General features: G+C 55.0%; 18 protein-coding genes and 1 tRNA gene. 11 read left to right on the top strand and 8 right to left on the bottom strand.

The genetic code is table 11. The annotated features are described in order from the left end of the window. Nucleotides 1-2 precede the first annotated feature (2 nt). Together JO972_RS01070 and JO972_RS01065 are read right to left on the bottom strand one after the other, a co-directional pair. A tRNA-His gene (locus JO972_RS01070) sits at nucleotides 3-77 on the bottom strand. A gap of 165 nt (nucleotides 78-242) precedes the next feature. Next, nucleotides 243-851, bottom strand: a complete 609-nt coding sequence (locus tag JO972_RS01065; RefSeq protein ID WP_309488136.1) for a hypothetical protein — start codon at nucleotides 849-851, stop codon at nucleotides 243-245. Between the two features lie 91 nt (nucleotides 852-942). Between JO972_RS01065 and tyrS the strand changes: the two genes are divergently transcribed. The 8 genes from tyrS to JO972_RS01025 all read left to right on the top strand — a co-directional run bounded on the left by tyrS (nucleotide 943) and on the right by JO972_RS01025 (nucleotide 9,622). Continuing rightward, the gene (tyrS, locus tag JO972_RS01060; protein ID WP_309488135.1) at nucleotides 943-2,127 is read left to right on the top strand and encodes a tyrosine--tRNA ligase; all 1,185 of its coding nucleotides are present in this window, start codon (nucleotides 943-945) and stop codon (nucleotides 2,125-2,127) included. 54 nt (nucleotides 2,128-2,181) lie between these two features. Continuing rightward, nucleotides 2,182-2,682 (top strand): hypothetical protein, encoded by a 501-nt coding sequence (locus JO972_RS01055; RefSeq protein ID WP_309488134.1) that lies wholly within the window; start codon nucleotides 2,182-2,184, stop codon nucleotides 2,680-2,682. 270 nt (nucleotides 2,683-2,952) lie between these two features. Continuing rightward, nucleotides 2,953-3,987: a rod shape-determining protein gene (locus tag JO972_RS01050; protein WP_309488133.1), complete on the top strand. Its 1,035-nt coding sequence runs from the start codon at nucleotides 2,953-2,955 to the stop codon at nucleotides 3,985-3,987. 18 nt (nucleotides 3,988-4,005) lie between these two features. Further along, nucleotides 4,006-4,827: a rod shape-determining protein MreC gene (gene mreC, locus JO972_RS01045; protein ID WP_309488132.1), complete on the top strand. Its 822-nt coding sequence runs from the start codon at nucleotides 4,006-4,008 to the stop codon at nucleotides 4,825-4,827. A 13-nt stretch (nucleotides 4,828-4,840) separates the two neighbouring features. Next, nucleotides 4,841-5,428, top strand: coding sequence for a hypothetical protein (locus JO972_RS01040; protein ID WP_309488131.1), 588 nt, complete (start codon nucleotides 4,841-4,843; stop codon nucleotides 5,426-5,428). Between the two features lie 27 nt (nucleotides 5,429-5,455). Further along, nucleotides 5,456-7,567 carry a penicillin-binding protein 2 gene (mrdA, locus tag JO972_RS01035; protein ID WP_309488130.1) on the top strand — a complete coding sequence of 704 codons (2,112 nt, stop codon included), beginning with the start codon at nucleotides 5,456-5,458 and terminating at the stop codon, nucleotides 7,565-7,567. 72 nt (nucleotides 7,568-7,639) lie between these two features. Next, the gene (locus JO972_RS01030) at nucleotides 7,640-9,226 is read left to right on the top strand and encodes an Rne/Rng family ribonuclease (RefSeq protein ID WP_309488129.1); all 1,587 of its coding nucleotides are present in this window, start codon (nucleotides 7,640-7,642) and stop codon (nucleotides 9,224-9,226) included. A 39-nt stretch (nucleotides 9,227-9,265) separates the two neighbouring features. Beyond that, the gene (locus JO972_RS01025) at nucleotides 9,266-9,622 is read left to right on the top strand and encodes a hypothetical protein (RefSeq protein WP_309488128.1); all 357 of its coding nucleotides are present in this window, start codon (nucleotides 9,266-9,268) and stop codon (nucleotides 9,620-9,622) included. A gap of 105 nt (nucleotides 9,623-9,727) precedes the next feature. On the opposite strand, the gene JO972_RS01020 is transcribed toward JO972_RS01025, so the two are convergent. Beyond that, on the bottom strand, nucleotides 9,728-10,597 hold the full coding sequence (locus tag JO972_RS01020; protein WP_309488127.1) for a hypothetical protein: 870 nt from the start codon (nucleotides 10,595-10,597) through the stop codon (nucleotides 9,728-9,730). A gap of 89 nt (nucleotides 10,598-10,686) precedes the next feature. Continuing rightward, on the bottom strand, nucleotides 10,687-14,190 hold the full coding sequence (locus tag JO972_RS01015; protein WP_309488126.1) for a hypothetical protein: 3,504 nt from the start codon (nucleotides 14,188-14,190) through the stop codon (nucleotides 10,687-10,689). Nucleotides 14,191-14,842: 652 nt separating this feature from the next. On the opposite strand from JO972_RS01015, the gene JO972_RS01010 reads away from it, so the two are divergent. Together JO972_RS01010 and JO972_RS01005 are read left to right on the top strand one after the other, a co-directional pair. Further along, a complete protein-coding gene (locus JO972_RS01010) occupies nucleotides 14,843-15,598 on the top strand; it encodes a D-alanyl-D-alanine carboxypeptidase family protein (RefSeq protein WP_309488125.1) in 756 nt (251 codons plus the stop codon). A gap of 30 nt (nucleotides 15,599-15,628) precedes the next feature. After that, nucleotides 15,629-16,759, top strand: a complete 1,131-nt coding sequence (locus JO972_RS01005; RefSeq protein ID WP_309488124.1) for an aminotransferase class I/II-fold pyridoxal phosphate-dependent enzyme — start codon at nucleotides 15,629-15,631, stop codon at nucleotides 16,757-16,759. 71 nt (nucleotides 16,760-16,830) lie between these two features. On the opposite strand, the gene JO972_RS01000 is transcribed toward JO972_RS01005, so the two are convergent. Beyond that, nucleotides 16,831-17,751, bottom strand: coding sequence for a PEP-CTERM sorting domain-containing protein (locus JO972_RS01000; protein ID WP_309488123.1), 921 nt, complete (start codon nucleotides 17,749-17,751; stop codon nucleotides 16,831-16,833). Between the two features lie 127 nt (nucleotides 17,752-17,878). Between JO972_RS01000 and JO972_RS00995 the strand changes: the two genes are divergently transcribed. Then, entirely contained in the window at nucleotides 17,879-19,018 is a 1,140-nt protein-coding gene (locus tag JO972_RS00995; protein WP_309488122.1) for a substrate-binding domain-containing protein, read from the top strand. An 18-nt stretch (nucleotides 19,019-19,036) separates the two neighbouring features. Here JO972_RS00995 and JO972_RS00990 read toward each other — a convergent pair whose 3' ends face one another. From JO972_RS00990 to JO972_RS00980, 3 genes are all read right to left on the bottom strand, one after another. Then, on the bottom strand, nucleotides 19,037-20,452 hold the full coding sequence (locus JO972_RS00990; protein WP_309488121.1) for a sulfatase family protein: 1,416 nt from the start codon (nucleotides 20,450-20,452) through the stop codon (nucleotides 19,037-19,039). Between the two features lie 182 nt (nucleotides 20,453-20,634). Continuing rightward, nucleotides 20,635-21,396, bottom strand: coding sequence for an N-acetylmuramoyl-L-alanine amidase (locus JO972_RS00985; protein WP_309488120.1), 762 nt, complete (start codon nucleotides 21,394-21,396; stop codon nucleotides 20,635-20,637). A 96-nt stretch (nucleotides 21,397-21,492) separates the two neighbouring features. Beyond that, the gene (locus tag JO972_RS00980) at nucleotides 21,493-22,389 is read right to left on the bottom strand and encodes a class I SAM-dependent methyltransferase (protein ID WP_309488119.1); all 897 of its coding nucleotides are present in this window, start codon (nucleotides 22,387-22,389) and stop codon (nucleotides 21,493-21,495) included. Between the last annotated feature and the right edge of the window lie 91 nt (nucleotides 22,390-22,480).

Genomic DNA, 22,480 nt, shown 5'->3' with positions numbered 1-22,480 from the left:
AATGGGGTGACTGACGGGGATCGAACCCGCGACAACCGGAATCACAATCCGGGGCTCTACCACTGAGCTACAGTCACCATCATTCTGTGCCTTCAGTGGAAAGCCCAACTGAAAAAGGCGCGGCAGCGAAATAATGCAATCGCCCGATCTTGCAAAGCGAAAAATGAATGAGATGCCAAAATATTCTCACCCACCACCTCCGAGACTTCACTTAAGATGGTCTCAAATGCTTCGAAAACAAGCTATCTCAAGACATCTTTGACCGATTTCCGGCTCAGAAAGACCAAGGTTAAAATCGGATAGATACAGAGGAAAATAATTCCCACCACGCTACTGACACCTTGCATGGTGCCCTGAAGCTGCGATTGATCAATCGCCCCCGGCTGATTCTCGGTCACCTGACCCATTTTCTCCTGAAACTCGCGACTCGGCCCCATCATGACAATCGTCATCACAATCGCCGAGACAATCCGCAGCACCGCCCAGGTCACCGATAACTTCTGCGCCCACAGTCGCTTCTTCAACAAGCCGATACCGGCCACCAGCAACAACAGCGCCAGAACCAGCTTCAAGCCGGCATCAATGTAGGTATAAACCTCCATCTGCTGGTAGGCCTCGAGAAAGACATCCACCTCCTCGGTTTCCCCACCGACTTTCGCCATCAGCGTTTTGATCATCACCACGCTGCCCACGGCAACTAGGGCCCCGATCCCACCCAAACAGGCGTAGACGATGTGAATGACGCCAAAGACCTTGGGAACAGGCGTCGGATTGACCGCCATGGCTTCGGGAGCCGGCGGTGGAGTCATGCCGCTCTGGGAGACTTCATAGGGGGAATTTCCATCATTCATCTTCGCCAAGCTAATCCTCCCGATTAATTCTAGTAAAGCCCCAATCTTCCGACTCGACACAATGGCTGCTTCCATCCACTCTCCGCGCGCCATGAGCCATACTGTCGATGATGCCCTGAACATCCTGACCGCCGGAACCGCCAAAGTCCTCAGCGAGAAAGAGCTGAAGGAAAAACTGGAACTGGGCCGCCCACTGAGAATCAAACTCGGTGTCGACCCCACTGCCCCGGACATTCACCTCGGCCACACCGTGGCAATTGAGAAACTGCGCCAATTTCAAGAACTGGGCCACACCGCCGTGCTCATCATCGGCGATTTCACCGCCACCGTGGGAGACCCCACGGGCCGCTCCACCGCCCGTCCGCCGATCACTCGCGACGAGGTCCTGGTGAACGCGGAAACCTACACCACCCAGGCATTCAAGATCCTCGATCCGGAAAAAACCGAGATCGTTTACAATGGCGACTGGTTCAATAAGATGACCTACGACACCGTGCTCAAGCTCAATGCCCGGGTCACCATGCAGCAGATGCTCCAGCGCGAGGACTTCAAAAGCCGAATCGCGGAAGGCAAGGAAGTCCGCCTGCACGAAACTCAATACCCCATCCTCCAAGGCTGGGACTCCGTGGTGGTAAAGGCAGATGTCGAAATCGGCGGCACCGACCAGCTGTTCAACATCCTCGTCGGTCGCGATCTTCAGAAAGAGGAGAACATGGACCAGCAGGTGGTCATACTCATGCCTCTGCTCGAGGGCCTCGACGGAGTCAAAAAGATGTCCAAATCCTCACACAACTACGTCGGCGTTAGCGAAGAGCCTGTCGAAATGTTTGGTAAGCTCATGAGTATCTCAGACGACCTGATGGATCGTTACTACACCTTATTGTTGGGCGATGCGCGCGATAGCTCGCTGCACCCGATGGAAGCGAAAAAACAACTTGCCGCCAGCCTCACCGCTCGATACCACAGCGAGGAGGCCGCCAAGGACGCTCGTGCCACTTGGGAAGCCCGCTTTTCCCAGCGCGACACCGGAGCGGGTGCCACCGAGGTCAAGCTCAGTGAACTCCCTGCCGAGATCAACGTCATCACCCTGGCATCGACCATTTTCCAGGACACCTTCGGCCTGAAAAAGTCCAACGGCGAATTGCGTAAACAATTCATCACCACCGGTGCCGTTCAACTCAATGGAGACAAGCTGACCGATCCCATGGCTGCTGTCAGCCTGAAGGCCGATGATATTCTCCGCCTCAGTAAAAAACATTCCGTCAAATTTATCTAACCTCACCTCCCCGGAGGCCCTCTTCCTTTCCAATCCCAATTTCCAACCATTACTATGCACGCATACGAACTTTTCACCGCCGTCAAACCCGCCATCGTCAACGACATGTTCATGTGGATGCGCGAGACGGATCGCAACCTCTACAAAACCGCCTTGGGCAGCCTCGCCACCAACCGCAAGCTCCGCCTCGCTTTCCTGCAAAAGAAACCCGCCACCGAGCAAATCGCATGGATGCACAAAACCCTGATGCTGAAGTCCAGCGACATGATCGGTGAGCATCTACTCCAGGTCTACTTCATGAAGGGGCAGGAAGAAATGCTCGCCACCTTCTGCGACGGCCTAGAAATCCCCCACGACGGCAACGGCCAGGTCGAGGGAGAACTGCCGGAGACCCTGGATGCCGATAAGCTTAAAACCGCTGTCGATGCCCTGCTGGAGAAATACGATCCCGCCTTGGTGGCACTCTACCTGTACACCTTCAACATCCAGACACCGGACGGCTGGGAAGAGCTCAGCAAAACGCTCGCTGAAGACGATCGCTTGAAGCTCGCTTAATGAACGCCCCGCTGCGCAGCGGGCATGACTCGGAAAAGCCCGATCTTTCAAGCATTTCCCCGTCTTACCGCTTGACCTCAAAGGGCTAAGACTGAATAGTCACGCACCTTTTAGGGAAACCTTCTGGGCGGCACCTGTCGCTGGCACTCTTGGCCACGCCTCTACCGCGCGCCAGCCACTCATGCAAAGCCTCACAGCGCCGACTCGGCACTACTCTCATCTATTTGACCATCATTCCACTTAACCAACTCACTCTCAGACCCATACACCATGTTCGGTAAACTTTTCTCCCTCAAATCCAATGATATTGGTATCGACCTCGGAACCGCCAACACCTTGGTCAACGTCAAGGACCACGGCATCGTTCTGCGCGAACCTTCCGTGGTCGCCATTAACTCCGGCACCAATGAGGTGCTCGCCGTCGGTGACGACGCCAAGCGAATGCTCGGCCGCACCCCCGGTAACATCGTCGCCATCCGCCCCCTGCGTGACGGCGTGATCGCCGATTTCGAAGTGACCGAAGCCATGCTTCGCCACTTCATCCGCAAGGTCAACAACGGCCGCCGCCGCTCGAACCCACGCGTCGTCATCGCCGTGCCATCCGGCATCACCGAAGTCGAACGCCGCGCCGTGCGCGAATCTGCCGAGCAGGCAGGCGCTCGCGAAGTCTATCTGATCGAAGAGCCCATGGCCGCCGCTATCGGTGTCGGCCTGCCCGTGCAGGACGCCGCCGGTAACATGATTGTCGATATCGGAGGAGGCACCACCGAAGTGGCTCTCATTTCCCTCTCCGGCATTGTCTACAGCCGCAGTGTCCGCACCGCCGGCGATGAGCTGGACGATTCCATCATGCAGTATATGAAGCGCGCCTACAATCTGATGATCGGTGAGCGCACTGCCGAGGAAATCAAAATCCGCCTTGGCTCCGCAGCCCCCCTTCCCAAGGAAACCAGCATGGAAGTCAAAGGCCGTGATCTGGTCGCCGGCCTGCCGAAAACCATCACCATCACATCACAGGAAATCCGCGATGCGATGTCCGATCCTCTCAACACCATCGTGGACGCCGTTCGCACCACCTTGGAGCGCTGCCCGCCGGAACTCGCCGCCGACTTGGTCGACCGCGGAATCGTGCTCGCAGGCGGTGGAGCCCTGCTTCGTGGACTGGACAAACTCCTCCGCGAAGAAACTGGCCTGCCAGTCCACGTTGCTGAAGATCCCCTCAGCGCCGTGGCCGAAGGCACAGGAAAGGTGCTCTCCGAGATATCCTTCCTTCGCCGTGTCACCAACACAGAAGCCAAAAATTAATCACTTCTTGGTGCTACTATGAAGCCGCAGAATCTGATTGCTCTCCTGCTATTTATCGCGGGTGCCATTTGGGCACTCACGCGCAGCGAGCAATCAGTCCGCAGCATCCAGAAGACCTACTACAGCGCCATCAGCCCCTTCCTCAAGGGGGGCTCCTCGCTCGAAACCACCGCCTCCGAGTTCATCAAAGAAGCGGAACATTCGGAGGAATGGAAAGCCAAATACCACTTGGCCAAGGAGGAGCTGGATAAAAAGCGCATGGAGGTCGCCCACCTCAGAAAGCTGGAGCTGGAAAATGCCCGCCTGAGCCAGGCGCTCAAGTTCAAGCAGGAGGCCCCCTTCCACGTCCTCGCAGCCAAAATCATTCGCCGCCAGCCTTCCACCTGGTGGCACACCGTCACGATCAACCGTGGCGAGAAACAAGGTGTCGGCGTGCAGCTGCCGGTTCTCTCCCCGGAGGGACTGGTGGGCAAGGTCGACGCCCCCTCTGAAGATACTTCCACCGTAATCCTACTCACTGATGAAAAGTGCAAGGTGTCCGCCAAAGTGGACGGCACCCCTGAACTTGGCATCCTGAGTGGGCAGAGAGGTGAGACCGGACAAGCACCCTTGCTCCGGCTCAGCTTTCTGTCGAAAGACGCCAAAATCTCCGACGGCATGCTGGTTTTTACCACCGGCCGCGGCGGCCTCTTTCCGCCTGACATTCTTCTCGGTACAGTCCAGTCATTTGAATCCGGACCTTTGTATGGAGAAGCTCTCGTCAAGCCAGCGGTGGACTTTGCAACACTACATACCGTGTTTGTAAAAACCCAGGACTCCCATGAGGAGTCAGCCCGCTAGCCTGAACGAAACCGTGATCAAGTACACCATCAGCATCATCCTCCTGACTCTTGCCGCTTGTATGCTGCAGCAGTTCTTGCCGGCCATTGGTGGCCTGCACGGTGCCAGAGTCTTGATTCTCCCCTTGGTGTTTCTCTGCGCCGCGGTGACTGTGGACTTTGCCACCATGTTACTGCTTGCCTACCTCTGCGGCTTCCTTTGGGACGCCCAGCACACACTCGGCCCGCAGGGTGGAGACCCCGCCATCTACAAGGAGCAGATCGAATCCCTGCACTTTGGCTACAGCATCATCCTCTACGCCATGATGGGCCTGCTGATGCAGGGCATCCAGCCACTGTTCCGCAAGGGCAAGTGGCACCTGTCCTCGCTGCTCTCCGGCATCGCCATTTTCCTTTATCTGTTTTCCGAGTATCTTCTCATCAACTTCGTGCGTGGCGACTTTGTTTTCCCCATGACAGCCTTCTACCGGATCTATCTAACCAGCGCCCTGACCATGCTTTTCTCCCCGGTGGTCTTCTGGCTGATTTTCCAACTCGCTGCCATCAGTCGCCACACCATCCGCTACGATGGCCTCAAACGAGGCCCACGCTATATTGACTAACCACCGATCACGTATCATCTTCATCCAATGGAACCACGCTACCGCCTCAGACTCTATCTTCTAACTGCCCTCATCCTTGTTGGGTTTGGGTCGTTGTTGTCGCGGTTATACCATTATCAGATTGAAGATCGCTCGAAGTTCCTCAAGCAGGTGCCCTCGAACTACACCGTGACCATACGCGAGCCCGGTATCCGCGGTGATATTACCGATCGCAATGGCGTCATTCTCGCCGAGAACAAACGCAACTATGAAGTGGTGTTCAACCTCGATGAAATTCGCGCCGATTACAAACGTCACCTGATCGAGACCGAGGGCAAAGATGCCGTGAAGGACTTCCGCAAGATCAAGACCTCATGGATCGTCAACGAGTGGGTTCGACCCAAACTTGCGCTGCACAAGCTGGATAAGAAATACCGCGCCAGCGCCCTGGATACGCATTACATCACCCACACCGGTCTCGTCCCCTTCACCTTCCGCAACGATCTCACCTACGATCAGTTCGCCTACTTCGCCGAACACAATCTGGAACTCCCTGGCGTGGACGTCCGGGTGCGCCCGCGCCGCGAGTATCTCTACGGCTCACTCGCATCCCACGTGCTGGGCTACGTCAAGCAGTGGGAAAAAGGATCCATTTCCCCGGAGGAAAAACGCAAGTTCAAGCACTACACCGGTGATAGCTCAGGCATCGCTGGAGTCGAATCCACCATGAACAGCTACCTGACCGGCGCCGAAGGCATCAAAACGCTACTCAAGAACGAGAAAGGCGAGGTGCTGCAAATGGTCGATTACATCAAGCCGGACGTCGGATCACGGGTGGAACTCACCATCGATGCCCGCATCCAATGCCTGGTGGAAAACACCCTGCGTCGCGTCGGTCGCGCTGCCGCCGTAGTCATGGACCCGAACACTGGTGAAGTGCTGGCAATGGCATCGGTTCCGGATTTCACCCCCAGCTACTTTGTTCCGAGTATCGACCCCGACGCGTGGGAAAACTACCGCACCAACCGCGCCCACCCACTGGTGAATAAGGCGATCAACAATTTCACCCCAGGCTCAACCTTCAAACTCCCCTGCGCCATCGCTGCGGCCATGCACGGCCACGCCCACGACCAGGTGAACTGCCCAGGCTACGTCCCCTACGGAAATATCCAAATCCGCTGCTGGAAACGCGCCGGCCACGGCGTGCTCGGCCTGGAAGAATCGATCCAACGCTCGTGCAACTGCTACTTCATGCGGGTCGCCAATGAGATCGGCAGCAAGAACATGCTGAATTCTTATCAGCTGTTAGGGCTGGGAATGAAAACCGGCATCGAGCTACCCTCTGAGTCCCCCGGCTTTATTCCCGGCAACCGCTTCTGGCGCACTGAGATGCGTCCGGGTGCCTCTGTCACTCCAGCGATCACCGGAATGATGTCGATTGGTCAGAGCGACAGCGCCGCCAGCCCTCTGCAAATGGCCGCCGTGGTATCCACCATCGCCAACCGCGGACGCTACTTCAAACCGCGGATCGTCAAACGCGTGATTCACCCGTCCAATGGCGTGCTCGTGCAGAACCGCCCGAACCTGAAAGTCAACCTCCTGCAGGAAGGCCTCAAGGCAGAAGATCTCGAAAGCATTCGCAAAGGCATGTGGATGGCTGCCAACGAACAGGGAGGCACTGCCCGCCGCGCTGCCTACGAAGATAAAGTTTCCGCAAAAACCGGCACCGCCCAGACCAATGACATGGGGATCAAGTCCAACGATGCTTGGACAGTCGCTTTTGCCCCTTACGATCAACCAAAATACGTCGTCGTTGTCGCCGTCAAGCGTGGTTCCTCCGGTGGCGCCGTCGCCGGACCGCTGGTTCATCTCATTCTCCGCGGGCTCTTCGCCAGCGACGAGGGACTGAAACTCCCGCTCGTCAAAATGAAAGAATTCGAAGGCGATTTCATCGTCCGCGAAAAAATCGAACTCCCTGATGAAGGAGGCCTCATCGACCTCGCCTACGAAGACGGCGAGACAGGCGATGAAGTTTCCAACATCCCCATGGCTCCAGCCGTCGCTGAGCCAGCCACCCCACTCATTCCCAAACCCACCATCAGTCAAGAAGCAGACGCAGAAGGCTCACGGACTCCTAAAGCCATCATCGTCGAAGAATAGCTTATCGAATCACAACACTTTTGCCCGCCCCCGGGCATTCAATTACTCATCTATTAAAAACTCACATTTACTATGATCAAACGTATCAGACGCGCCTTAGGGCTCGGCACCCCCACCCCATTGGAAGGAACATCACTCGTCATCAACTCTGAAAAACTCGAACGCCGCGTCGCCCTCATCGAGGACGGCTCGCTGGAAGAGTATAACATCGAACGCGAGGGCGATCTCAACATCGTCGGCGGCATCTTCAAAGGCACGGTGAAGAACATCGAGCCCGGTTTGAAGGCCATGTTTGTCGATATCGGTCTGGAGAAAAATGCCTTCCTTCACTTCTGGGACGCCATCCCCGCCGCCCTCGATAGCGGCTTGGAGGAAATCCAGCGCGAGGGCCAGAAGAAGCAGAAACAGAAACGTATTTCTTCCAAAGACATCCCCAGCATCTACCCACAGGGGTCCGAAATCATGATCCAGGTCTCCAAGGGACCAATCGGCAACAAGGGGCCACGAGTGACCACCAACATCTCACTGGCGGGTCGCTATCTGGTGCTGATGCCCTACTCGGACCAGTTCGGAATTTCCCGCAAGGTCGACGATCCCAAGGAACGTCAACGCCTGCGCCGCATCATGCAGAAACTGCAGGTGCCGGAAGGCATGGGCATCATCATGCGCACCGTGGCCACCGGCCAGCGCGCACGCCACTTCGTCCGCGATCTCGCGATGCTGCTCGAGCAATGGTATGCCGTGGAAGACAAGCGCGACAACAACCCGGCGCCGCTCTGTGTGTTCCGGGAGCCCGATCTGATCGAGCGCAGCGTCCGCAGCTTCCTCACCGATAACCTCGGCCAGGTGATCTGCGATGACGAGGACACCACCAACCAAATGCGCGAGCTCGCCGGCCGCATCTCACGCCGTGCAAAACGCCGCATCTACCACCTGCCCAGCCGACAGTCGATTTTCGGAAAAATCGGCATCCAGAAGCAAATCGATGAAGCCTTCTCTCGGCAGGTCTGGCTCAAGTGCGGTGGCTATCTGGTGATCGATGAAACCGAAGCCATGATCACCGTGGACGTCAACACCGGCCGCAACAAAGGCTCCAAGGACGTCGATAAGATGCTGCTTGAAACCAATGTGGAGGCCGCTGAAGAGGTGGCCCGCCAGCTACGCCTGCGTAACATCGGCGGCCTGGTGGTGGTCGATTTCATCGATATGCGCCATCGCCGCGACCAGCAAGCAGTCTACCGCGCCATGCGCGAACGCTTGAAGCGCGACAAAGCCAAGACCCAGGTGCTGCAAATTTCTTCCATCGGCCTGATGGAGATGACGCGTCAGCGCCTCAACGAATCGCTCCGCGACAGCCTCCTGGAGCCCTGCCCATACTGCCAAGGACGTGGCCGCGTGAAAACGCCAATGACCATGAGTGTGGAAGTCCAACGCGCTCTCAATACCGTCATCCAGCGCGGCGAAGGTCAGCTCGGAGATCTCACCATCGTGGTCAGCACCGAGGTACTCAATCGCTTCAAAAACGAGGACTCCAAGCTTTTCGTGGAACTTGAGCGCTCGCACAGCGGTCGTCTCACCTTCCGCACCGATCCCACGCTGCACCGCGAGCGTTTTGCGATCATCGAGACCGATACAGAGAAAAACCTGCATCAGGCCTAATGTGGGCTATATTCGCCCCAACAACGATTGATTAGCCCATTGCCAGAAAGTAAAACCATCCAGATTGATGAGATCGTCACACCCGACGCCCCCTCATCAGCAAAAGCAGAGCGAGCCAAGTCGGCCGATCCCAAGGTCCACACGGGTCAACGTCCACCGGAGGAGCCGGAGGATCCATTTTCAGGATTCCAAAAGTCCCTCGGTTGGAAGACTCGTGCTACCCTGTGGGTCACGCAGAAGTTTCTTTATTTACGCAGCCGATCCTGGGGCAAGTGGGTCATCGCACCCGCTGTCCTACTTGCGGTGATGTTGGCCATCCCCCTGGGGCTCTTGTTCATGGCCGCGATGTTGGTGAGAGCCATTCTGCTCTCCTTCCGTCCTCCGCCGCGCGCCTGACAGCCCACTTTCCCCTGCTACTTTGCAGTTGGTTACTGCGACCGCAAAAGCGGGCTCTACTGACTTTCCGTGGACTCTATCCACCTTTGAGAAGGTATCGTCCGATCAGTTCACGCTCACTGGCGAGGTCACTTCGATTTCATCGGAAAACTGAACCATACCGGCAGGGTTGGAGGTTTTTCTGCGCGGGTCAAAGTAGGCGAACATGTAGGCACGGCCATCCTCGCTGAGTCGCACCGAGTTGTAGTAGAACTGTCGCTTCGCCCCATTTTTCGCCACCAAGCGCGCGCGCACTAATGTGCGACCGTCCTTGTTGATCATCGGCTTGAGTGCCATGGACTTCATAGGCGCCAGAGTGCGCAGCTCTACTTTGCTTCCAATGGGCACATCGATTTCAATAGGAAATGGAGTGGCATTGAAAAATAACACGGAACCACCAGGCAGAGCCTTGGGGCTGGTATCGAAGGTTTTTACGATTGGAGTTTTCCACCCTTCGTGGCGATCGAAGCGATTCACCAGAGTCATCAGCATATGCGTCTGCTCCTCACCCACGGGTGCCGAGACATAACGTGACAGCACCTGCTCCCCGCCTTCGCCGGTAGGTTTTCGTAAAAACAAACTTAGGTGTGATCGGTAAGTCAGTGTTTTTTCCTGAGTCGCTGCATTCAAAATCAGTGGAGATACGGCGTAGCCTCCCGACTTCCGTGCACGACGGTCGCGGATATAAACCAGTGAAGGAAGATACTCGAACTCCTTGCCCAACACCTCAATAGGAACACCGGATGGAATCGTCTCTTCGATCGTTTCTCCGTCAGGTGTCTTAATCTTGATGACCCGGGCCTTTTTACTGCGGACAAACTTGGCCAAACGTCGGTGACCCAGCGCCAGAAACCTGACGTTTAATTGCCGGGCTCCATCCTCCACACTTGCTTCTTCACTAGTCGCCTCCTGAGCGACCAGACAAGTCGGTGACATCAAAGCAATTGTGCATGAAGCCAGAAGGCATCGGCGGACTAGAAAGCGTGGGTTCATCATAGGTCTTAGAGGTTTCGAGTGAGATCGGATTAGTTGAAATCGTTCATTTCATTCGCACTGAGCCAGCGGAACGATTGGATATTAAAGCGGCGCCCGTGGGTCTTGTTCACCTCAGAGGTAAGATCATCGAAGGCGACTGTAGCTTCGTCGGAAATGGAGTCCACGTATTCGGATGAGCGCTGCACGATGGCTTCACACCACGCTCTCGCATTGACGTTTCCGTCAGAGTCTCTGGATTCACCATAGGCCCGCACACGGAAGGTGTCAGAACGAGGAGTGAGTGTGGCACCGATCGTTTCCAAAACTTTCCCTTGGGTCAAGTGCGCAGGTGCATTGGCGAATCGTTCGGTCGGTGTGTTAGCGGTCGCAAAGCGTTCTGCCGGGCTGGAGGTCGAGACGTATTCGGTGGTCGACTTCAGTGTAAAATCTTGCATCCCGGCATTCAGCGAGGCCTTGCGAATAGCCACCTCGATCGGTCCGGCATAGCTCAGCAAGTCTTCGTCAGACTGTCCGGAAACGTCTGGAGAAGCGCTGGTATCGATATCCGCACTGCGCAAACGGCGGTTCACAAAATCAGACATCGAAATGAAGGGCGCACGGCGTTTCACCTGCTCGACAATTTTCTGAGCCAACAGGTCAATCTCATCGCTACTGAGCTGTCGATATCCGGACCAAGCGTCTTCATCCTCGGAGGAGGTCAGCCCCACACCGTCGCCCATGGGAGATGATGTGCCGGGGAAAGGAACTGATTCGTCATCCGTTGAATTCCCGTCAATATCCAGCCCCATGTTCATGGACAGCAGCGCCTTCCATGCAATCGCGCTGGTCGAGTTCACCGAGTGGTGGTTCGTTAACCGCAGATTGCGGGCAATGACGTCTGGCTTGGTCAGATCTGCCTGGCTGAGGTCAAGCCCGGCATCGTTGACAACACGCATGTTCGGGTGCGGCAGTGTTCCTGCATCAGTGTAGATTTCCAAGGTATCTCCCTCAGGCAGGGTGGAGAAGAAATACTTGTCCCAGAGAGCCAAGTTCGTCTCATAGCGGAAATCATACGCTGCATATTGATTGGAAGGGTCGAGCTCGTCCTGCCACCATGTGGCATAACTCGGCACTCGGCTTTCTCTCAGACCATTCCACCAGATACTGCTGTATTCCGAGGCGGAGAAGGCACTTTGGTCGCGAGGTGAGGTCACGGGAACCAGACTCTCACCAATGATAAAGCTGGGAGCGCTGAACTCATGGGTCAATGGTGCCTGGCGCAGCTGCCCGATCGAGAAGACTTCCATATCAGCCGGTGGCACATCGAAGAGGACATATCTCAAATTTGAAGCACTGCTGGAATCCAGGAAGGGTGAGCTTTCGGAAACACCACTCACATAGCGCGGAAGCATAAAGGGATCCAAGTAACCCGGTTGTTCCTGATTATCCCCAGCCAGCGGCCCAAAGGAATACTCATGCAGCACAGTCGGGTTCTGGAAAAGCCAGTCCCATGGCGTGCGACGGTAGAAAGGAGCTCGCATGTTGGCCATTTCCAAGAGGGGGAAATCCCAGTAACCGTTTGGTTGATTGGTGGTGTTTTCCACGGTTTCATAGAAAGCCTTCAGACGCATTCCAAGCTTTGTCCGGTTATCTGGCGGCGTGGTATTCGCAGACGACATATCCAACACTGGCAACCATGGACGGTTAATATCGTGCCAGCGACCTTCGTTGCCACGGATCCAGTTGTGAATGTCCAGGGTGTGGACGATTGGGAAATTCGGGTCATCATCCGAACCTCCGATGATCTGGCTGTAGCTAGGAGTGCTGTTGGCAATCCGCAAGCGGGCTGATGTAGACTCCTCGTAGCCGATGTGATAACCGTTCTCCCAGTAGCGTTTGAACTTATACTGCAGGTCTTTGTTAGTATCTGCGGCCGTTCCGCCCATATCGACGTAGAAGCAATTCAGATCATTAATGTCCGCCGAGGCGGATAGGCGGTTGTTAGCGATGCTCCCATCGCGAAACTCGATCTTCTGAGTTCCATTGTGCGCCGGAGTGAAGACCAGAGCCTGGCCGGGTTCGATTTTCACTGGATCCAGATAGAAGAAGAAGTAGCTGGGGCGAGCTTTGCTGCCATCTCCTGACAAAGCGCTCCCCCAATAAGAACTTGTGAAGGTGTATGCATCATTACTGCCATTGCCATCAACATCATCATCGGTGATCAATTGGAAGTAGCCACGTTGGTTGATCTGCACGAAGTAGCCGGAAGTATCAATAGCCACGTTATAAGGGTTCCACAAAGTAACACGTGGATAAATCAGCAAGGACATGTTCGATGACGATGAGGAGTTAATCACCGGGCGAGTATACATGCTGTATTCAGCAATGTAGGGATGCACCCCGTGCTTCACCACTTTGGTAGGATCGGGATAATCATTGTTAGCGCCCCCACCATAAATCGCAGCACGTGGAGCGATGCTACGATCGTTTCCAGCTTCGTCACCCAATTTCATGAAATCTCGGAGAGCTCCAAATTTTGGCGAAAGCAGGTTGAAGCGATCGTGTTCAAGCAGCGGGTCCGTGTCGGCGAACAAGGTTCCGTTTGAACCACTCAAGCCGCCTTCTCCAGGATCAGCTGAGCTTTGGAAATAGGGAGTCAAATCCGTGCGCAGACCGCCATTCAAGGTATCAACGAACAAAGCACTGTTGTAGTGCGTGAATTCCTGGTCGTAGTTATGCAGTAACTCACGGGCCACATCGTTTGCGCTCCCGTCTGGGTTAATTCCAGCACTGCGGTAGGAAATGTATCGGCTGGCAGTTCTTTCATCCTCCACCACACTATCTTCGGAAATGGCGGTCAAAGCACCGGATGTTTCCGTCAAAGTATCATACGGGCGCTTGGTGCCAGTGTAGAGATTGGCATATCCCCCGTTATCAGCAGAAGTCGATGAGGGCTCGGCCGTGAGGTTTTTATTATACTGCACAATTGGCGCCGCCATTCCCAGGTCGGTGACGTGATAAGCATATGCCCCCCGTGCAGAACCGCTTCCTCCGGTTTGATCCGTGACCAGAGGTGCGAGAATTTGTTGTCCTTGGTCAAACCCCATCACCACACCGTCACTGCCTTCGCTTAAAGTCAGACTACGAGGGTCAAAACCGTCTTCATCCCCACCACTAATTAACCAGGTCATTGGGTTTTCACGGTGATCGATGAAATCAGAATCGCCAGGGTTTCGGTGATCGGCATGGTAGCCATCACCGGCTTGGTAAATGATCGGGTCACCTGCGTCAGTTAGTGTCGACCACGCGCCCAGCGCATGGGGCAGTGCGACACCATCAATTTCCAGGGTTTCCGGGCTGCTGTCAAAAATACTCGCCGTGGCCGTCACGCGCTGGTCCGGACCAGCCGTTCTCTGCAACTGCCCAATGGCCAGCATCAAGGCCATTCGCGCATTAGCTTGCGCAACCGCTTGGTTCTCGGACCGACCCGATTGTCTTAGCTCCAGGGTCGACAAGCTCAGCATCGCCAGGGCAATCATTACCAGCAGAACCATAACGGAAATCGTCGCAATCAGAGCAAAGCCCTGACGAGTGGCTCCAGAACCTGATAACTGGCTCGTGCATCGCGTTAATCGCTCTGTTCGTAGATGGGTGTTCATGAGATTGGAGTTAGTTGTGTATTGAAATTTTGCCTTTATGAATATCATTACAATGTATTTACATGTTTGCACATATCAACATCATTCATTACGTTTTGATGAGGATCGCACGCTCTTCGATGTATGCACAATTCATTTCTTATTAGATACGTGATTTGTCCCTTTCCTGCCAAAATTGTGCCTCCCCGAGGTCATCTTTGATCGGAAAAAGAGGCCGTTAGGTATTCGACATGCGGTAAGCAAAGCATGTACCAATGACACCCTGATTTGAATAAAGCAGTCAATTGCGAAGAATTCACCCTCTCCGATAAAAAGAAGCCCTAAGCAGATCTGCGAAGAGATCATGCCACCGCATCAAACAAACCACGTTCCTCCTTGACTTGATGCCATGATGGGAGACGGTCGGGCGTAACGATATTGATTTATGAAGCGCCTACCACTTTTACCTCTTCTCCTTGTATCTCTACCGCTTATCGCCTGCGCACAAGCACCACGCGTGACAACGCCGACAGGAGGCCCCACGAGCGCGCCCGTCAAGGTAGCCACCGTGCCCCGCACGCCCGCACCAGCCATCGCGGCTCCACGCTCCATCGTAGTCGACTACGAAACCGGCCGTGTGCTTTACGCAAAAAATGCAGATCAACCATGCGCCGTTGCCAGCACCCAGAAGCTGATCACCGCACTCTGTGTTTTCGACGCAGGTAATTTGAACAAAAAGTTCACCATCGCCAAAAGCGACACCTGGGTGGAGCCGACCAAACTCGGCATCCTTCCGGGTGAAGTCTACACCCGACGTAAGTTGGTCGGCGCGCTGTTAGTCAAAAGTGGCAACGATGTAGCTCGCGCACTGGCTCGGGACAATGCCGGCAGCGAAGCCAAGTTTGCCGCCGTGATGAACCGCAAAGCTCGCAGCATTGGAATGAAAAACTCCAACTTCCTGAACCCGCACGGTCTCACCGCCAAGGGGCAGTATTCCACCGCCCGTGACATGGCAATCTGCGCTCGTGAAGCTTACAAAAACCCAGTCATCCGAAGCATCACAAACACCCGCTCCTACACCTTCCAATATGCCAACGGACGCACCAAGCGCCTGACCAATACCAACAAGGTGCTTAAACGCCTGAGCTATTGTAATGGGATGAAAACAGGCACCACTCGCGCTTCAGGTCGTTGCCTCATTTCTAGCGGCACACTGAATGGTCGCACTGCCATCGTCGTGGTCCTTGGTGCCACGACACAAACGGTCTGGAACGATTCGGAGAAACTCCTGCGCTGGGCATTAGAGCGCCCTGCATCACGGTAATCCACTCGAAGTATCAGATCCACTCAGGCCATGCGTCAGCCCGATGAGGAACTTGCCGCGCTTGAGCTGGCATCGCTGCGGCGCAGGTTGCCTGAAAATGCGCCCTCGCTGGTCAACTTTTGCTCAAACGACTATCTTGGCCTCGCCAAGCATTCCGCAGTCGTCTCCGCCTATCAACACGCGGTGGGAGAATACGGTGCAGGGTCCACGGCTTCTCGCTTGGTTTGTGGTTCGCTAGCCCCACACCGCGAGCTTGAGCAATTCATCGCCGAGGCCAAAGGCACCGAGGCAGCCCTCACCTTTTCCACCGGCTACGCCACATCCGTCGGAGTGCTCTCTGCGCTCCTGCAAAAAGGCGATACCGTCATCCTGGATAAACTCTGCCACGCCAGCTTGATCGACGGGGCTCGACTGAGTGGGGCCAAGATCCGCGTTTTCCCACACAACCATCTGGAGAAACTGGAGCATTTGCTAGCCAGATGTAGCGCACAGGCGCAGGCCGATTCTCGCTTGTTAGTGGTCACCGAGTCCATCTTCAGTATGGATGGAGATCGGGCGCCGTTACAGGAAATCGCAGCCTTGACGAAGCAATACCGCAGCCTTCTCCTCGTCGATGAAGCCCATGCTCTCGGGGTGCTTGGAAAATCGGGCATGGGGCTGGCCGAGGAACTTGGCCTCTGCGGTGAAATTGATTTTCACATGGGCACACTGGGCAAGGCTGGAGGGGTCGCCGGAGGATATCTGGCAGCGTCTCGATCGTGGATTGACCTGCTCATCAACAGGTCTCGCTCATTCATCTACTCGACAGCCCCGCCCCCGGCACAAGCCGCGGCCAGCTTGGCAGCCTTGCAAATCATCAGCAGTGAGGAAGGCGCGCAGCTGCGAGAGAAACTGTGGTCTAACATTCGTCACTTTGAGCAACAGGTTCCACAGGTAAGCCCCGCCACATCCTCCATCCTGCCATTGATGGTAGGTGAGGCCGAGCGTGCCCTCGAGCTCTCGCAACAGCTGCGTGATTCCGGATTTCTTGTGCCAGCCATCCGCTATCCCACAGTGCCGAGAAACACCGCACGACTGCGATTTACCCTCAGCGCGGCGCACACAACACAGGAGATCGATTCAGTCACCCACCACCCATGCTTCACACCCCTAACAGGTTAACAAACAACCAATAAAAAACCTGTCCCACCACCGAGAGGAGGACAGGCTGCTTAGAACACACAGTGAAAGCATTAACGACGACGGCGCAAGAAAAAGGCAACACCCCCGAGTGCCAGTAAAGCGCTCGATGATGGCTCAGGCACCACCGTTAAGCTTCCAGCTCCGGTAAAAGAGCCACCGTAACCCAATGCCCCCAAAGAGGCCGCATCATAAACCCCAGGATTGACGGCATTACCACCGATACTTAAAGCACCCACCGTGCTTGAGGTGCCGTCCAAGAGGTCGAGAGTGGTGCCAGTCGTTCCCATCGATACAAGTCCGGCAGTATTCGTAACGTCAGTATTGAACGACAAGGTTCCGTAGTCTCCGATGATCACCCCACCGGTTCCCCAACCAGAGCTATGATCAAGGCTCAGAGTCAAAACTTCAGTGTTCTCTACATTAGAAAAAGTAATGTCACCATCATAGCCACTGGCATCGCCGCCAATGCTCAATGAGCGTGTGGAGCCGGTGCTGTCACGCGTGATTGCAATGGTGCCACTACCAGTCAGACCACCATCCAAAAACATGAGCGTGGTGTATCCACTATTATAATTCATATTGATGGTGTTGCTGCCGGTGAAATGAACACTATTGGTGAGAATATGTCCAATGGACCCCACCGACGATTCAGGCCGAAGCTCTGCATCACTAACAGTCAATGAATTGATCGTATGGCTGACGGTGAAGTAGCCCCCTCCATTGGTTCGATAAAGATTCAGCACCGCACCATTCTGAACGGTCAAACTGTCTCCAGCAAAGGTATTGGTGGACACATCCGCAGTCCGCACGGTGTTGGCATCAACCACATAATCGTTTCCCGAGCTAGGGACCGCGTCATCACTCCAGTTGTCGGCTGTTTCCCATAAACTATCAGCACCACCTCCGTCCCAGGAGACGGTAGCTGCGCTAAGGGGGAGGCTCATCAAGGAAAGTAAGGCAATTTTTTTCATAGTATTGGTTAAATAAGTGGGTGGATGTTGATGAATCAGACCAAATCTATGGCTGATAGATTCTTCTTTATATCCTTCGCTGACTGAGCCAGAAGATCAGCCTCAGAAAAAATCTGCACAATATATTGTGCAGATTGAAAAATTGCTTAACCTTGTTGATGCGATGAAGCGCATCCAGATACAGAGCCCATTGGAATATGTTGTTGAGGAACTACGCAACGCCTGCCAGGGAGGCGATTGGGAGGATAAACTCCCGGGCGCACGGATACTTGCCAAGCGGCTCGGCGTTAGCGCTCCCACCGTCCTTAAGGCCCTGAACCAATTAGTCAAAGAAGGTGTCTTGGAGCATCCTGGTCCGCGCAAGGCCTTCCACATAACCACCGCAGGTTCGCCTAACAAACCACGTCCACCTCGCAAAAAACCAAAAACTATTATCATCCTCACCCATCAAAACATCAATGAACTGGTGGCTTCCACACGCTCCATCCTAGAGCTCCTAACCACCAAATTGATCGCCAAAGGATGGCACGTGCGAAAGGTCGTGGTGAATTTCATCCACGCGAAAAGGCCTCACCGATCGTGGGACAATGTGATTGCCGCGGAGAAAGGCACCCCCATCGTCGCAGTGTATGGCCGACCACTAATAGCGAAATGGGCTCTGGAGAGAGGTTTGAAGATCCTTTTTTTTGGAGGCGAACGAGGCACGCATGAAGTTCCTGTGATCGGTGTCAAATCGCATCGACTGGCAAAACAAGCGATGAACTTGTTAACCGAAGCTGGTCATAGTAAAATCGTGCTCCCCTTGAACGATCGCCCCGACTTGTTCAAAAAACGCCTCAGCGAAATCACACGAGAAGCGATCGAGTCGATGGGAGCTCAGTATCACGCCCCCTATCACAACCCAGAGAGCCCCTACTTTGCCAAAGATGTGATTTCAGGCCTGATGCAACGCTTGATTCCAGACCAGCTCCCCACTGCCATGGTGTTCTTGGACTGGAAAGAACTGATCACCGCCCACTGCTACTTGGCCCAACATGGAGTGCGAGTGCCCGAAGAGGTATCGCTCATCCTCCTCAACAATCAAGTGGAGGCCGAGTGGTTTGAACCGGGCCTGTGCCGCTTCGAATTTCCACAAGCGACCATGGCCCAAGCGGTCATCCAATGGTTGGAGACCGGACAGGCGATGGACCAGACGATCGACATTCCTGCCACCTACCTGCGAGGCCAGACGATCGCCCCACCGAGGTTGTCAGCAATAGGTAGCTGACCGACGCTGCAGAGACTGTTAGTTCTTTGCCAAGGGGTCGCCCAGATCCTTCATTTGCTCGGCAAGACGCTTTTGCATGTCTTTCAACACGGCAGCATAGGCGGGGTCTTTGGAAACATCGCTAATCTCATGTGGGTCTTTTTCCAGGTCGAATAGAAGCTCCACGTCGATTTGGGGGTAGCGGATGAGTTTATGCTTCTGAGTGGTGACCATCCGCTGCTTGTCCATATAAGCGCCGTAGATCGTCTCGCGGACTTTGCCCTCCCCCTTGATGTGCGGCAGGACGCTTTCGAAACGCACGTGGCCTGGCTTTTCGGCTCCGCCAATTTCAAGTGTCGTTGCCATGACGTCTTGAAGATAGATCGGGCTGCTGATTTTCTTCGCCTTAGGGATATCGGGACCCACGATCACCCAAGGGACACGCACGCTGTGATCGAACATGTTCTGTTTCCCCATCAGTCCGTGTTCACCACAGGCCAGTCCGTGGTCAGCGGTGAAGATAATGTAGGTGTTATCTGCTTTGCCTGATTTTATTAGAGCATCGAGGATCCGACCAATCTGAGCATCCATGTGGCTGATCAGAGCGTAGTATTCCGAGCGGTGCACCTGAATGGCGTAGGGGGTGCGGGGAAATGGAGCCAGTCTCTCATCGCGGAGGTTTCTGTTACTGCAGATCTCGTGAGGATACTCGGGGAGGAAATTCTCTGGCACTTGGATTTTATCGTAGGGATACATATCACAGTATTCCTTCGGTGCCTGGCGAGGATCGTGCGGAGCATTGAATGCCAGCATCATGAAGAACGGCTTATCGCTTTTGGCGGCCTGGGCGATGAACTCTTCACCGTCGTCAGCGAGCACTTCACTCCAGTGTTTTCCTCCTCTCCAGAATCCTTCGTTAGATTTGTCCCACGGCTTCCAGCCATGGTCATCCTTGCTCTTGGGGCGGTTGTAACCACTCTTCCCCTTCGGCCTGGGCATGCCCGCACGGATGTTGGCCGTGTGATTGAATGCCCCTTTCGCTAGCTTGTCCTTCCCGGAGCTTGAACCGACGTGCCACTTGCCGGCAAACCAGGTTTCGTAGCCCTGCTTTTCCAACAGCTGAGGCCAGAAGCGTTTCTTTTGGAGAAATTCTGTATCCAGTTTAGACTCGGTATTTTTTGCATCCCAGACCTGTAACCCGGTCTGCAACATCGTGCGTGAAGCGACACAGACAGCGCCATGCCAGGCTCCCGAGTTGTAGGCGTGAGTGAAGACGGTGCCTCCGTTAACCAGACGATCTAGGTTAGGTGTTTTCACCTCAGTATTTCCCAGTGAACGAATGGTGTTCACTGCCATGTCATCGGCAAAAATAAAAAGAATGTTAGGTTTTTCTGCCGCTTGTGCAGAGGAAATGGCCAGCCATGAACTCATGGCGAGGGTGAGGATGCGTTTCATAGGTATAGTTAGTGGAAGTTTACATGCATGCCATCGACAGCGAAGGAACTTTGTCTGTTAGATAGTGAAATTGAAAAACAATCGTGCCGTTCGGTCATCAGCGCACAGGTTCGATACGCCATGGCTGCCAAGCGGCTTTCATCTCCCTGGGAAATAGCTCACTTCAAGAGGGTTCGCTAACATCAAGAACCAGGAGGATCAGACGCGCGTGACAGAGGCTTGGTGATCGGTCGGGGTAATCGTCCAGTGCCAGCATCACCTTGGGCCTGCTGCGTGATGATGGCCGAGGCCACAGCGGAAACCAGTCGATCCCGATACGAAGCTGAGTTGATCGCATGGGCTTCACGTCGATTGGAAAGGTAGCCAAACTCGACCAAAACACAGGGGATTTTGGGATTCCTGGTGAGCCTTAGACGACGGCGCTCCAGCCCCCGACTACTGTGTCTGCCACCAGCCACTTTCTCCATATTCCACTGAATCCGCCGTGCAAGGCTGTAGCTATCCACCCTCCAATAATAAGTCTCCGGCCCGCGCACGTAGGACGAGCGCGAAGAGTTATAATGCAGACTCACGAGGATCGCGGAGTTATATCGGTTCGCCTTGGCCACCCGATCGTCCAAGTCGACAAAGCGATCGTTCTTTCGCACCATCACCACTTTGAATTTCCCTTTGAGCTTTTTCTTCAACAGCTCGGCAGCTTCTTGCGCCAATAGCTTCTCGGTGTGTCCATGCCCAAGCGCTCCCGTATCCTTGCCGCCATGTCCAGCGTCGATTAATACCGTGGTAAAACCTCGCGGCCCGGGGCGGTGTCCCAGCGCATCACGTTTCAAACTCTGTCCATGCCCTGCCTGCGAGGGGCTAACGGCAGGGGCACAGCCGTAGAGACCTACTATGAAGCCAATCAGCACCAAGGCCCGTCCTGTAAGATGAAAGTATTTAGCCATCGAGATCCACCGTAGGTTTTCAATCACGGCTATTTACAAATTAAAGATCGAGGCCTGCCATGACCAGCTATTTCTCGGTGAGTCATCACACCGCAGTCATCCTTCGAGCCGATAAACCAAGCGCTTCAAGCGTCGTCCCGCTTCCGCCTCTTCATAGCCAGTTGGTTGGGGCAAGATGCCGGAAAACTTTGCCTGCGGCAGGTGCTCCGCGAAGAGTTCGGTCAAAAATGTGTCATCGAGTTCAGGCGCATTCAGACAGGCAAGCACTTCCGCCTTTTCAGCCAACACCTCGGGCAAACGGCGCAGCAGTCGCGGATAGTCCTTCACCGCCACAAAGCTCCCCGGCTGATGCGACGGCGGATCGAGCACCACCAAATCAAAGGGAGCCAAGCGCTTGAGCCGCCCCCAGGACTTGAACAAATCGTGCGCCAGGTAGCGGACACTGCGGCAGCGCTCCGGAGGGAAATTCAGTCGATGGTTCTCCCGACCGACCGCCAGCGAGCGGCTGCTTTGATCGAGATTCACCACCTGCTGGGCACCACCTTGGACGGCGGCGACCGAGAGCGCGCAGGTGTAGGCAAAAAGGTTCAACACCCGCTTTCCTGCAGCGCGTTCACGGAGCCAGTCACGCCCCGGTTTCATATCGGGGAAAAACCCATGGTTCTGGTTTTTCTCCAGCGACAATTGATAGCTCAGACCGCTCTCCGTTGCCTGTTCCGGTGCTTCGCCAAAGATTCTCTCCACCGGTGCCCCCGCCTGATAGCGGCGCTGCACCAGAAGACACTCGATTTTCTCATGCTGCTCTGCCATCGTCTGCAGCTGCGTGAGCCAGTCCGCGCTGTTTTCGCGATCCGCGTAGAGCGTCACCAGCAGTGCCGGGCGATACCAGTCGATCACCACATGTTTCCACGCCTCGTCCACTCCACCGCGACCGTGAAAGATCCGGCATGCATCCGGGCCGACATCAGCCATGGCTGTCTCGAGCCGTTCCATGAGTAGTGCTATTTCCGCCATCTGCCGGGCAAAATCTCACCCCGGCGAGCAACTGTCCAGCGGCACCTTGGAAATCCGACCTGATAGATGC

The sequence above is a fragment of the Oceaniferula flava genome (genome assembly GCF_016811075.1).
In the GTDB taxonomy this organism is placed as follows: domain Bacteria; phylum Verrucomicrobiota; class Verrucomicrobiia; order Verrucomicrobiales; family Akkermansiaceae; genus Oceaniferula; species Oceaniferula flava.
This window is presented reverse-complemented; position numbering and strand designations above follow the sequence as displayed.